The sequence below is a fragment of the Streptomyces tendae genome (assembly GCF_014650435.1).
GTDB lineage: Bacteria > Actinomycetota > Actinomycetes > Streptomycetales > Streptomycetaceae > Streptomyces > Streptomyces tendae.
Genome location: NZ_BMUY01000011.1, coordinates 87,543 through 100,157, shown reverse-complemented (window position 1 = coordinate 100,157; position 12,615 = coordinate 87,543). Strand labels below are relative to the sequence as shown.

The following is a 12,615-nucleotide window of genomic DNA, read 5'->3' as shown; positions in this document are numbered from 1 at the left end:
TGCGATTCCCCTCCCCTTCCCGGACGCGGGCCGCCTCGGCGTGCCCACCGCCGGGACCTCACACCGTCAGGAGCCGTTCCGTTGAAGGCGCTGGTCAAGGAGAAGGCGGAGCCCGGGCTGTGGCTCGCGGACGTCCCGGAGCCCACCATCGGGCCCGGTGACGTCCTCATCAAGGTGCTGCGCACCGGCATCTGCGGCACCGACCTGCACATCCGGGCCTGGGACGGCTGGGCGCAGCAGGCCATCCGCACCCCGCTCGTCGTCGGCCACGAGTTCGTCGGCGAGGTCGTCGACACCGGACGCGACGTCACCGACATCAAGACCGGCGACCGCGTCAGCGGCGAGGGCCACCTGGTCTGCGGGAAGTGCCGCAACTGCCTGGCCGGACGCCGCCACCTCTGCCGCGCCACCGTCGGTCTCGGCGTCGGCCGGGACGGGGCGTTCGCCGAGTACGTCGCCCTGCCCGCCACCAACGTCTGGGTGCACCGCGTCCCCGTCGACCTCGACGTCGCCGCGATCTTCGACCCGTTCGGCAACGCCGTGCACACCGCCCTGTCCTTCCCGCTGGTCGGCGAGGACGTCCTCATCACCGGCGCCGGACCGATCGGCCTGATGGCCGCCGCCGTGGCCCGGCATGCGGGCGCCCGCAACGTCGTGATCACCGACGTGAGCGAGGAGCGGCTGGACCTCGCCCGCAAGGTCGGCGTCAGCCTCGCCCTGAACGTCTCGGACGCGACCATCGCCGAGGGACAGCGCGAGCTGGGCCTGCGCGAGGGCTTCGACATCGGCCTGGAGATGTCCGGCCGCCCCGAGGCCATGCGCGACATGATCGCCAACATGACGCACGGCGGCCGGATCGCCATGCTCGGCCTGCCCGCCGAGGAGTTCCCGGTCGACTGGGCCCGGATCGTCACCTCCATGATCACCGTCAAGGGCATCTACGGCCGCGAGATGTTCGAGACCTGGTACGCCATGTCCGTGCTGCTCGAAGGCGGCCTCGACCTGGCCCCGGTGATCACCGGCCGGTACTCCCACCGCGACTTCGAGGCGGCGTTCGCCGACGCGGCGAGCGGCCGGGGCGGCAAGGTCATCCTCGACTGGACCGCGTGAAGACGCACGTACGTACCCTTAGGAGCTTCTGAGATGTTCGACTCCGTGCGCGACGACCTGCGCGCCACCCTCGACGAGATCCGCGCCGCCGGCCTGCACAAGCCCGAGCGCGTCATCGGCACCCCGCAGTCCGCGACCGTGAACGTCACCGCGGGCGGCCGCCCCGGCGAGGTCCTCAACTTCTGCGCCAACAACTACCTCGGCCTCGCCGACCACCCCGAGGTCGTCGCCGCCGCCCACGAGGCGCTGGACCGCTGGGGCTACGGCATGGCCTCCGTCCGCTTCATCTGCGGCACCCAGGAGGTGCACAAGGAACTGGAGGCCCGGCTCTCCGCGTTCCTCGGCCAGGAGGACACGATCCTCTACTCCTCCTGCTTCGACGCCAACGGCGGCGTCTTCGAGACCCTCCTCGGCCCCGAGGACGCGGTGATCTCCGACGCCCTCAACCACGCCTCGATCATCGACGGCATCCGGTTGTCCAAGGCCCGCCGCTTCCGTTACGCCAACCGCGACCTCGCCGACCTGGAGCGACAGCTCAAGGACGCGTCCGACGCCCGGCGTCGCCTGATCGTCACCGACGGCGTCTTCTCCATGGACGGCTACGTGGCCCCGCTCGACGAGATCTGCGACCTCGCCGACCGCTACGACGCCATGGTCATGGTCGACGACTCGCACGCCGTCGGCTTCGTCGGCCCCGGCGGCCGCGGCACCCCCGAGCTGCACGGCGTCATGGACCGCGTCGACATCATCACCGGCACCCTCGGCAAGGCGCTCGGCGGTGCCTCCGGCGGCTACGTCGCGGCCCGCGCCGAGATCGTCGCCCTGCTGCGCCAGCGCTCCCGCCCGTACCTCTTCTCCAACACCCTCGCGCCGGTGATCGCCGCCGCCTCCCTCAAGGTGCTCGACCTGCTGGAGTCGGCCGACGACCTGCGCGTGCGGCTCGCCGAGAACACCGCCCTGTTCCGCCGCCGGATGACCGAGGAGGGCTTCGACATCCTCCCCGGCGACCACCCCATCGCACCCGTCATGATCGGCGACGCGACGAAGGCGGGCCGCATGGCCGAGCTGCTCCTGGAGCGCGGGGTGTACGTGATCGGCTTCTCCTACCCGGTCGTCCCGCAGGACAAGGCCCGCATCCGCGTGCAGCTGTCCGCCGCGCACTCCACGGACGACGTGAACCGCGCGGTGGACGCCTTCGTCTCCGCGCGGGAGCAGCTCGCCGCCTGAAACACCCGGTGACCTGAGAGAATCGATCCCATGATCGAGGCGCGGCGGCTGCACATCCTGCGAGCGGTGGCGGACCACCGCACCGTGACGGCGGCCGCCGCCGCGCTCTACCTCACCCCGTCGGCGGTCTCCCAGCAGCTCGCCGCGCTGGAGCAGGAGACCGGGCACCGCCTGTTCGAGCGCGGTGCCAAGGGCGTACGGCTGACCCCGGCCGGAGAGATCCTGCTCAGCCACACCAACGCCGTCCTCGCCCAGCTGGAGCGGGCGGAGGCCGAGCTGGCCGCCTACGGCTCGGGCGAGGCGGGCACGGTGACGGTCGCCTCCTTCGCGACCGGTATCGCCCTCGTGGTCGGTCCCGCCCTGGCCCGCCTCGCCGCCTCGGCCCCCGGCATCCGTCTCCGCGTCCAGGACGCCGAGGGCGACGCCAGCCTGCCGATGGTCCTGGACCGGCAGGTCGACGTGGCCGTCGCCGTCGAATACCGCGGGGCGCCGTCCGCCGACGACCCGCGGCTGACCCACGTCCCGCTGTACGCCGAGCCCTTCGACGCGGTCGTGCCGGTCGCCCACCGCCTCGCCGACGCCGCGGAGGTGCCGCTCGCCGAGCTGGCCAAGGACACCTGGATCGGCCCCTACCCGGGCAACCCGTGCCACGACGTGGTGGTGCTGGCCTGCGAGAGCGCCGGGTTCCAGCCCCGTCTCGAACACTCCTCGGACGACTTCCGCGCCGTGGTGTCCCTCGCCGCGGCCGACGCCGGGGTGGCGCTCGTCCCGCGCTCGGCGCTGCTCGGCACCGACCTGACCGGCGTGGTCGTCCGCCCGGTCGACGGGGTCGCGCCGACCCGCCGCGTCTTCGCGGCCGTGCGCCGGGGAGCGGAGGAACACCCGCTGATCCGCCAGGTGCTGGACGCGCTCGGCGAGGCGGCCCGGGTGTGAGGTCGCCGTAACACGGGTGTCTCATATTCGGGATAGCTTCCCGGATATGAGAGATGAAGACCGCGGCTCTGCCCCGGTTCCAGTCCCGGTTCCAGTCCCGGATCCTGCCCGGACCGCGACCGCGACCCCAGACCCCGATCCGGTGGACGCCCGGCTCGCCGCCCGACTCGCCGAACTGCGGGCCGAACACGGCTGGTCGCTGGGGGAGTTGGCGGAGCGCAGTGGGGTGAGTCGCTCCACGCTGTCGCGGGCCGAGCGGGCCGAGACCAGCCCCACCGCCGCCGTGCTGAACCGGCTGTGCGCGGTCTACGGACGGACCATGTCCCGACTGCTCAGCGAGGTCGAGGCGGAACCCGCGCTGCTGGTGAGGGCCGCCGAGCAGCCCCGGTGGGAGGACCGCACGGCCGGGTTCGTACGCCGCTCGGTGTCGCCGCCGCACGCCGGACTGCGGGGCGAACTCGTCGAGGGACGGCTCACCGCGGGGGCCGACATCGCCTACGACCGGCCGCCCGTGCCCGGCCTGGAACAGCACGTCTGGGTCCTGGAAGGGGCCCTGGAGATCACGGTGCGGGACGTGGCGCACCACCTCGTGACCGGGGACTGCCTGCGGATGCGCGTGTGGGGTCCGACGCGGTTCCGGAGTGCCGGACCCGAGGGCGCGCGCTACGCGCTGGCGGTGGTGCTGCCGTGATCGTGCACCGGCTCGACGAGCAGGAGGTGACGGCGCTGCTGGACGGCTTGGCCGGCCTGCTGACCGACACCGTCGCCGGCGGCGCCTCCGTCGGCTTCCTCGACCCGCTCGGCCACCCGGAGGCAGTGGACTGGTGGCGGGAGCGGGCCGCCGCCGTGGCCGCCGGGCGGCTCGCCGTCTGGGTGGCGCGGGAGGGCGAGCGGGTGACCGGGACCGTGAGCCTCGCTCTGCCGGACAAGCCCAACAGCCGGCACCGTGGGGAGCTGGTGAAGCTCATGGTGTCCCGCGAGGCCCGCGGCCGGGGGCTGGGCCGCCGGCTGCTGACCACCGTGGAGGACGCGGCCGTGGCGGCCGGCCTCACCCTTCTCCACCTCGACACCGAGACCGACAGCCCCGCCGAGCACCTGTACCGGTCCGCCGGGTGGACCCGGGCCGGCACGATCCCGGACTACGCGGCCGACCCGCGCGGGGAACTGCGGCCGACGACGCTCTACTTCAAGCAGGTCGGCCCGCCGGCGGCCGCGGCAGCCGTCGCCGGGTGACTGTCGGTGGCGGCGGCTACCGTGCCTGTCATGCCGGACGCAGAAGACGTACGCAGAATCGCCCTGTCCCTGCCGGACACCACGGAGAAGATCGCCTGGAGCATGCCGACCTTCCGGGTCGCGGGAAAGATGTTCGCGACGCTCCCCGAGGAGGAGACCTCCCTCGCGGTGCGCTGCCCGAAGGAGGAGCGCGACGAACTGGTGCTGGCGGAACCGGAGAAGTTCTGGATCGCCGGCCACGAGGCCCAGTTCGCCTGGGTGCGGGCCCGGCTCGCCGCCCTGGAGGGCGAGGACGAGCTGCGCGACATCCTCGCCGACTCCTGGCGCCAGGCGGCCCCGCCCCGGCTGCTCGACGCCCACCCCGGGCTGGGGCTGCCGGCCGGGGACTGAAAACCCCTCGGGCGTTGTCAGTGCCCCGTGGCATGATCCGAAGACGTGCGTGACAGCCGGGACCGGAGGGGGGTCCCGGCTGTCGGACGCACGGTGCGGCGAGAGCGCGTGCATGGCGTCGCGAGGCAGACGGGAATTGTCAGAGGGGCCCTAGGGGAGGGGGAGCACGGCATGGCCGGTACGTCGTTGCGGCCGACGGCGGCGCGAGCCGTCTGGTCGCGGGACTTCGGGCTGTTCTTCGCCGCCCGGGCCGTGGCCCGGCTCGGCGACACCATGCTGCCCGTCGCGCTCGCCGCCGGACTGCTCCAGCACGGGTACGGGGCGGGGGCGGTCGGCCTCGCCATGGCGGCGACGGCCGCCGCCTTCGCCGGCCTGGTCGTCTTCGGCGGAGTCCTCGCCGACCGTTTCAGCACCCGCAAACTGATGATCGGCGCCGATCTGGTGCGGCTCGGCACCCAGGCCGTGGCCGCCGCGCTGTTCTTCTCCGGACACGTCGTGCTCTGGCAGATCTGCGCCATCGGGTTCGCCAACGGGGTCGCGGGCGCCGTCTTCCAGCCCGGCGTGGCCAGCACCGTGCCCCGGCTCGCCTCCGACGTCCAGGGCGCCAACGGCGCGATACGCGTGGCCGAGTCCGCCGCCCAGCTCGCCGGCCCGGCCGTGGCCGGTCTCCTGGTCGGCTTCGCCTCACCGGGCGGGGTCTTCGCCGCGCACGCCACCACCTACGCGATCAGTGCCCTGTGCCTGCTGCTGCTCCGGCTGCCCCCGCTCCCGCCGGGCAGCCGGTCGGTCTCCGGCCGCGGGAGCAAGGCATTCCGCGCCGATCTGGTCCAGGGGTGGCGGGAGTTCGTCGCGCGCCGTTGGCTGTGGAGCGTCATAGCCGTCTGGTGCGTCTACATGATCGCCGTCTGGGGCCCGACCGTCCCCCTGGTCGCCACCGAGGTGGTGCAGGAGCACGGCCCGCGCGCCTACGGGCTGGTCAACTCCGCGCTGGGCGCGGGGACCGTCGTGGGCGGTCTGCTCGCCCTGCGGCTGAGACCGCTGCGCATGCTCCGGGCCGGTGCGATCGCCCTCGTCGGCTTCGCCGCCTTTCCCGCGAGCGTCGGCGCCGGGCTCGGTGTCCCCGCCATGGCGGCCGGAGCCGCCGTCGCCGGGGCCGGCATGTCCTTCTGGGGCGTGATGTGGGCGACCAGCGTGCAGACCCAGGTCCCGCCGGACGTCCTCAACCGCATCCACGCCTACGACGTGGCGGGCTCGCTGGCGATGATGCCGGTCGGCCAGGCACTCGCGGGCCCGGCCGCGGCCGCCCTGGGCGCCGACCACGTCCTGCTCGTCGCGGGCGCGACCAGCTTCGCCGTGTGCGCGGCCCTGCTGCTGATACCGGCGGTGCGCGGGCTGGTACGGGTGGAGGCGGCCGCGGCGGGCCCGAGCGGCACCCCGGCCGTGACCGGGCCGTCCCCCCGCACACAGAAGTGCTGACACCGCCGGAGCCCGCCCCGGAAAAGCGATGCGCGACCACGGGTCCGAGTGCGGTATGGTTTTCCTGCGCGTTGGACCGGGGGAAACCCCAGGTCAGACGGGTATCGGGACGTGGCGCAGCTTGGTAGCGCACTTGACTGGGGGTCAAGGGGTCGCAGGTTCAAATCCTGTCGTCCCGACTGGAGACAGTCGTTGATCGAGGGGCGGTTTCGGAGAGATCCGAAACCGCCCCTCGATCGTGCGTTATGCGGCGTGCCTGGGCGCTGCGGCGAGATGCCCGATATATCACTGTCGGGTGTCCGCGCTCATCCTCTGCCACTTCGCGCTCGCGCTGTTCGCCGGGCCACTGGTGAGACGGTGCGGAACCCGCGCCTTCCTCGTGCTGGCCCTGCCGCCCGCCGCGGCGACCGCCTGGGCCGCCACCCGGTGGAGCACGACGGCCGCGGGCGGCGCCGACACCGCCGAGTGGCGCTGGCTCCCGTCGTACCACGTGGACTGGGCGCTGCGACTGGACGCCCTCGCCGAGCTCATGGTGCTGCTCGCCGCGGGCGTCGGCACCCTCGTCCTGGTCTACTGCGCCTCCTACTTCGACGACCGCTCGCGGCAGCTCGGCAGGTTCGCGGGGAACCTTCTCGCCTTCGCCGGGGCGATGCTCGGCCTGGTGCTCGCCGACGACCTCGTCCTGCTCTACATCTTCTGGGAACTGACGACCGTCTTCTCCTACCTGCTGATCGGCCAGACCAGCGACCACAAGCGGAACCGGCGCAGCGCCCTGCAGGCCCTGACCGTCACCGCGCTCGGCGGACTGACCATGCTGGTCGGCTTCCTGCTCCTGGGCCACGAGGCGGGCACCTACCGCATCTCGGCGATCCTGGCCGACCCGCCGTCCCCGTCGCCCGCGCTGTCCACGGCGGTCGTGCTGATCCTCGTCGGTGCCCTGTCCAAGTCCGCGATCTGGCCCTTCAGCCTCTGGCTGCCCAACGCCATGGCCGCCCCCACCCCCGTCAGCGCCTATCTGCACGCCGCCGCGATGGTCAAGGCCGGTGTCTACCTCGTCGCCCGGCTCGCCCCCGCCCTCGCCGACGTCACGCCCTGGCGCCCGCTCCTGCTCGTCCTCGGCTCGGCGACGATGCTGCTCGGCGGCTGGCGGGCGCTGCGGCTGCACGACCTGAAACTCGTCCTCGCCTACGGCACCGTCAGCCAGCTCGGCTTCCTCACCGTCCTCACCGGCGCGGGCCGCCACGACACCGGCCTCGCCGCCACCGCCATGATCCTCGGACACGCCCTGTTCAAGGCGCCGCTCTTCCTGGTCACCGGCATCGTCGACCACGCCACCGGCACCCGCGACCTGCGCAAGCTCTCCGGCCTCGGACGCCGGCTGCCCGCCGTGTGCGCCGTTGCCGTGCTCGCCGGAGCGTCCATGGCAGCCGTGCCGCCGCTGCTCGGCTTCAGTGCCAAGGAGGCCGCCTTCCAGGCGCTCCTGGACGGGAGCACCGGTGACCGCTGGGCGCTCGCCGCGGCCGTCGCCGGCTCCGCCCTGACCACCGCCTACACCCTGCGCTACCTATGGGGCGCCTTTGCCCGCAAGCCCGGGCTCCCCGACACCGACGCGCACCCCGTCCCGGCGGCCTTCCTGGCGCCGCCCGCCGTGCTCGCCCTGGCCTGCCTCGTCCTCGGCCCCGGAGTGACCTGGCTCCAGGGCCTGCTCGGCACCTACGCCGGGCAGTTCCCGACGCCCGCCCATCCCTACCACCTGGCGCTGTGGCACGGTGCGGGCCTCGCCCTCGGCCTGTCCGGCGCCGCCTGGGCGGGCGGGATCGTGCTGTTCCTCGCCGCCGGCCCCGTCCAGCGGGCCGGCCAGGCGGCCGCCTGGCGCTCCGCCGACCTCGTCTTCGGCCGGATGCTGCTCGCCCTGGAGCGCACCGCCCTGCAGTGCACCGGACTCGTGCAGCGCGGCTCGCTGTCGGTGTACCTGGTGACGACGATGAGCGTGGTACTCGCCGGGCAGCTCGCCGTGCTCGTCGCCGACGAACCCTGGGCCGCGGTGCCCGCCCCCCGCCTGTGGGACCAACCCGCCCAGGCCGCCGTCGCCCTGCTGACCTGCGCGGCGGCCCTGCTGTGCCTGGGCGTGCGGCGCCGGATGAAGGCCGTCGTCTTCGCCGGCCTCACCGGATACGGCACCGCGCTGCTCTTCGTCGCGCAGGGCGCGCCCGACCTCGCGCTCACCCAGTTCTGCGTGGAGACCGTCTCGATGATCGTCTTCGTGCTGGTGCTGCGCCGGATGCCGGTGCGCTTCGAGGAGAACTTCAGCCGGTGGCGGCGTCTGCTGCGGATGCCGGTGGCCCTCGCCGGCGGCGCCGCCGTCGCCGTCGTCGTCTGGATCATGGCGGGACACCGCCGGGCCGACAGCGCGGGAGCGGCGATGGTCGAGGAGACCGCGCACCACGGGCTGAAGGACGTCGTCGCGACGATCCTGGTCGACCTGCGGGCCTGGGACACCATGGGCGAGTCCGCGGTGCTCGCCGCCGCCGCGATCGGCGTCACCAGCCTCATCTACCTGCACCGCCGCGCCGACGGCGCCGAGCAGCCCGTACTGCCGCTGCCCGGGGACCATCCGCACGCCGGACTGCGCACCGCCTGGCGGGCCAGCCGCTACGAGTCGGCGGGCCTGCCCAGCGGCGACGAGGGCGCACCCGAGCGGAACTGGCTCGCCGCCAGCGCCACCCTCGCCCCCGAGCGCCGCTCCCTCGTCCTCGAGGTGGTCGCCCGCCTGATCTTCCACCCGGTCCTCGTCCTCTCCGTCTACCTGCTGTTGTGCGCGGAGAACCTGCCGGGCGGCGGCTTCGTCGCCGGACTGACCGCCGGCGTCGCCTTCATCGCCCGCTACCTCGCGGGCGGCCGCCACGAACTCGCCGACGCGGTGCCCTTCAAACCGGGCCTGTTCACCGGTCTCGGACTGTTCCTGTCCACCGGGGTCGCGCTCGGCGGCCTCGGCGAGGGCACCGTGCTGCACGGCTGGACCTGGCACGGCCACCTGCCCGTGTGGGGCGACGCCCACCTGTCCACCGCCGTCCTCTTCGACTGTGGCGTCTACCTGCTCGTACTCGGCGTCGTCCTGGACATCGTGCGGGCCCTCGGCGCCCGGATCGACCGCCAGATCGAACGGGCCGCCCCGCGCCCCGAGGCGGGCCGCGCATGACCGTGAGCCTGTCCCTGCTGGTGGCCGCCGCCGTCCTCAACGCCGTCGGCGCCAGCCTGCTGCTGACCCGCTCCCTGACCCGGATCCTGCTCGGCGCCGTCGTCCTCGGCAACGGCGTCAACCTGCTGGTCCTCGCCGCCACCGGCAGCGCGGGCGACGCACCGCTGCTCTACCCGCACATCATCCGCAACCGCGTCACCGACCCGCTGCCCCAGGCCATCGCCCTCACCGCGATCGTCATCACCCTCGCCACCACCGCCTTCCTGCTCGCCATGGCCTACCGCAGCCACCAGGTCACCGGCTCCGACGAGATCAGCGACGACACCGAGGACAGGCTGGTCGCCCTGCGCGCCGAGTTCCTCGACCGGCGCGGCGAACTGCGCGACCGCTACCGCGAGGCCCGCGCCGAGGACGGCGGCGCCGACGCCGAGCAGCGCGCCCGCTACCGCGCCGCCCGCAGACGGCTGCGCCGGCGGGTCCGCGAGGAACGCGCCTACCAGGCCCGCGCCAACGACGTGTCCGGGAACCTCTGGAACGACATCCTCGGCGCCGATCCCGAGGACTACCGGGAGGGCCGGGAGCTGGGCTCCACCGATGCCGCAGGCCGCCCCGGGCCGGCCCCCGCACGGGTCGCCGGACCCTCCAACGACCCCGAGGAGACCGGCCGCGAGCCCGACTCGCTCCCCGGCGAGGACTCCTGCCACCCGCCGCCCGACCAGCCCGACGACCCGGGCGGCGCCGGCACCGAAGGAACCAGATGAACGCGCTCGTCCCGCTCCCCGTCGTGCTGCCCCTGTGCGTCACCGGCCTGAAGCTGGCCATCGGGCCCCGGCTGCACCGGTTCCAGCGCTTCATCAGCATCGCCGTGCTCGGCGCGGTCCTGGTGCTCTCCGTGGTGCTCATGGTGGCCGCCGACCGCCACGGCCCGCTCAGCGTGCACCTCGGCGACTTCGCACCGCCGGTCGGCATCACCCTGGTCGCCGACCGCCTCGCGGGCCTGATGCTCACCGTCTCCAGCGCCGTCACCCTGCTCGTCCTCGTGTACTCGCTGGGCCAGGGCATGGCCGACCGCGACGACCAGGCGCCGGTCGGCGTCTTCCACCCCGCCTACCTCATCCTGGTGGCGGGCGTCTCCTGCACCTTCCTCGCCGGCGACCTCGTCAACCTCTACGTCGGCTTCGAGATCATGCTCGTCGCCAGCTTCGTGCTGCTCACCATCGGCGGCACCGCCACCCGGATCCGGGCCGGATCGACGTACGTGATCATCTCGCTGTTCTCCTCCGTGCTCTTCCTGGTCGCCATCGCCATGACCTACGCGGTCGCCGGCACCGTGAACTTCGCCCAACTCGCCCAGCGGCTCCAGGAGGTGCCGCTCGGGGTGCGCACCCTGCTGGAGGCGATGCTGCTGACGGTCTTCGCCATCAAGGCGGCCGTCTTCCCGCTCGCCGCCTGGCTGCCCGACTCCTACCCGACCGCCCCCGCGCCGGTCACCGCGGTCTTCGCCGGACTGCTGACCAAGGTCGGCGTGTACTCGATGCTGCGCACCCAGACCCTGCTCTTCCCCGGCCACCGGCTGGGCGACCTGCTGATGCTCGCCGCCCTCGCCTCCATGGCCGTCGGCATCCTCGGCGCCGTCGCCCAGACCGACCTGAAGCGGGTGCTGTCCTTCACCCTCATCAGCCACATCGGCTACATGGTCTTCGGCATCGCCCTCGCGGGGCGCGGCTCGATCGGCGGGGCGATCGTGTACGTGGCCCACCACATCACCGTGCAGACCACCCTGTTCCTCGTCGCCGGGCTCATCGAGCGGCGCGACGGCACCACCGAACTCACCCGCCTCGGCGGCCTGGCGAAGACGGCGCCGCTGCTCGCCGTGCTGTTCTTCGTCCCCGCCATGAACCTCGCGGGCATCCCGCCCCTGTCCGGCTTCATCGGCAAGCTCGGCCTGATGCGGGCGGGCGTCGCCGACGGCGGCGGCTGGGCCTGGGCCCTGGTCGCCGGGTCCGCCGCCACCAGCCTGCTCACCCTCTACGTCATGGCGAAGGTCTGGAACCTCGCGTTCTGGCGCGACGCACCACCCGGCGCCGAGGAGGAGGGCGTCGTGCTGGAGTCGGCCGAGGACGACGACACGGGCGGCGACACCGGCGACGAGGAGGAGCGGCCGACCGGGTCCGGGAGCGGGCTGCCGGTGCCGGCGGGCGCCGTGGTCTCCGCGGGCTTCCTCGGGCAGTCCATCACCACCACCAAGCACCTGCCCTGGCCCATGCTGGTGGCCACCGGCGCCGCCGTCGCCCTCGGCCTGTCGTACACCGTGCTCGGCGGCCCCCTCACCACCTTCACCCAGGCCGCCGCCACCGAACTCCTCGCCCGCACCCCCTACATCGAGGCGGTGCTCGGCCGGTGAGCAACCTCTTCCGCGACCGTTCCCCCTACAGCTGGTCCTTCCGCGTCGGCCGCGGCCGACGCGTGCTCGACCTGCCGCTCGTCGGCTGGCTCACCGTCATCTGGGTCCTGCTGTGGGGCACCCCGTCCTGGGCCAACCTCGTCAACGGCGTCCTCGTCGCGGTCTGCCTGTGCCTGGCCTTCCCGCTGCCCGCCGTCGACATCGGCCTCAGGCTGCGCCCGCTGGGCATCCTGCGCCTCGCCGTCTACCTGCTGTACGACATGTTCTCCTCCAGCGTCGAGGTCACCCGCCAGATCTTCGCCAAGGGCCCCTACCACGCCGCGGTCGTGGCCGTCCCGCTGCGGGTGCGCAGCGACCTCATGCTCACGGCCACCGCGGTCGCCGTCTCCAACGTCCCCGGCGGCTCCGTGATCGAGGTGCGCCGGTCCACGGCCACCCTGTTCCTGCACGTCCTCGACGCGGGCAACCCCGGCGAGATCGAGGGCGCCCAGCGGCAGGTGTGGCGCATGGAGGAACTCGTCGCCCGAGCCTTCGGCACCGCCGAGGACATCGCCGACGCCGCCCGCCCCGTACCGGAAGGTGACCCCTCGTCGTGACCACCCTGCACGCCGTCGAAGACGCCCTGCTCGTCGCCTCGCTCGCG

Annotated in this window: 11 protein-coding genes and 1 tRNA gene; all 12 read left to right on the top strand. The window is 73.4% G+C overall.

Annotated features, from left to right (window positions below; genetic code table 11):
- The first annotated feature begins 81 nt into the window (after positions 1-81).
- The 12 genes from tdh (at position 82) to IE258_RS27470 (ending at position 12,568) form a co-directional block, all read left to right on the top strand.
- Positions 82-1,110 (top strand): L-threonine 3-dehydrogenase, encoded by a 1,029-nt coding sequence (gene tdh, locus IE258_RS27525; RefSeq protein WP_189747782.1) that lies wholly within the window; start codon positions 82-84, stop codon positions 1,108-1,110.
- A 33-nt stretch (positions 1,111-1,143) separates the two neighbouring features.
- The gene (locus IE258_RS27520) at positions 1,144-2,337 is read left to right on the top strand and encodes a glycine C-acetyltransferase (RefSeq protein WP_189747780.1); all 1,194 of its coding nucleotides are present in this window, start codon (positions 1,144-1,146) and stop codon (positions 2,335-2,337) included.
- A 30-nt stretch (positions 2,338-2,367) separates the two neighbouring features.
- A complete protein-coding gene (locus IE258_RS27515) occupies positions 2,368-3,270 on the top strand; it encodes a LysR family transcriptional regulator (protein ID WP_189747778.1) in 903 nt (300 codons plus the stop codon).
- Between the two features lie 142 nt (positions 3,271-3,412).
- Positions 3,413-3,961 (top strand): helix-turn-helix domain-containing protein, encoded by a 549-nt coding sequence (locus IE258_RS27510; protein WP_159325910.1) that lies wholly within the window; start codon positions 3,413-3,415, stop codon positions 3,959-3,961.
- Positions 3,958-4,503 (top strand): GNAT family N-acetyltransferase, encoded by a 546-nt coding sequence (locus IE258_RS27505; protein ID WP_189747776.1) that lies wholly within the window; start codon positions 3,958-3,960, stop codon positions 4,501-4,503. Before IE258_RS27510 ends, IE258_RS27505 begins: the two co-directional genes overlap by 4 nt.
- 30 nt (positions 4,504-4,533) lie before the next feature.
- Positions 4,534-4,893, top strand: coding sequence for an MmcQ/YjbR family DNA-binding protein (locus tag IE258_RS27500; protein ID WP_164457426.1), 360 nt, complete (start codon positions 4,534-4,536; stop codon positions 4,891-4,893).
- 171 nt (positions 4,894-5,064) lie between these two features.
- Complete coding sequence (locus IE258_RS27495; RefSeq protein WP_189747774.1) at positions 5,065-6,369, top strand: MFS transporter; 1,305 nt, start codon at positions 5,065-5,067, stop codon at positions 6,367-6,369.
- A gap of 105 nt (positions 6,370-6,474) precedes the next feature.
- A tRNA-Pro gene (locus tag IE258_RS27490) sits at positions 6,475-6,548 on the top strand.
- Positions 6,549-6,664: 116 nt separating this feature from the next.
- Entirely contained in the window at positions 6,665-9,568 is a 2,904-nt protein-coding gene (locus IE258_RS27485; RefSeq protein WP_189747772.1) for a Na+/H+ antiporter subunit A, read from the top strand.
- Positions 9,565-10,329, top strand: a complete 765-nt coding sequence (locus IE258_RS27480; RefSeq protein ID WP_052841973.1) for a Na(+)/H(+) antiporter subunit C — start codon at positions 9,565-9,567, stop codon at positions 10,327-10,329. The genes IE258_RS27485 and IE258_RS27480 overlap by 4 nt, the downstream gene beginning before the upstream one ends.
- Entirely contained in the window at positions 10,326-11,972 is a 1,647-nt protein-coding gene (locus IE258_RS27475) for a Na+/H+ antiporter subunit D (protein WP_189747769.1), read from the top strand. The genes IE258_RS27480 and IE258_RS27475 overlap by 4 nt, the downstream gene beginning before the upstream one ends.
- Positions 11,969-12,568 carry a Na+/H+ antiporter subunit E gene (locus tag IE258_RS27470; RefSeq protein ID WP_189747767.1) on the top strand — a complete coding sequence of 200 codons (600 nt, stop codon included), beginning with the start codon at positions 11,969-11,971 and terminating at the stop codon, positions 12,566-12,568. Before IE258_RS27475 ends, IE258_RS27470 begins: the two co-directional genes overlap by 4 nt.
- The last annotated feature ends 47 nt before the right edge of the window (positions 12,569-12,615 follow it).

Bases quoted from the DNA above. Each gene is read 5' to 3' on its own strand.
- IE258_RS27480 (WP_052841973.1), top strand. From the start codon at position 9,565: ATGACCGTGAGCCTGTCCCTGCTGGTGGCCGCCGCCGTCCTCAACGCC.
- IE258_RS27515 (WP_189747778.1), top strand. From the start codon at position 2,368: ATGATCGAGGCGCGGCGGCTGCACATCCTGCGAGCGGTGGCGGACCAC.
- IE258_RS27495 (WP_189747774.1), top strand. From the start codon at position 5,065: ATGGCCGGTACGTCGTTGCGGCCGACGGCGGCGCGAGCCGTCTGGTCG.
- IE258_RS27475 (WP_189747769.1), top strand. From the start codon at position 10,326: ATGAACGCGCTCGTCCCGCTCCCCGTCGTGCTGCCCCTGTGCGTCACC.
- IE258_RS27520 (WP_189747780.1), top strand. From the start codon at position 1,144: ATGTTCGACTCCGTGCGCGACGACCTGCGCGCCACCCTCGACGAGATC.
- IE258_RS27500 (WP_164457426.1), top strand. From the start codon at position 4,534: ATGCCGGACGCAGAAGACGTACGCAGAATCGCCCTGTCCCTGCCGGAC.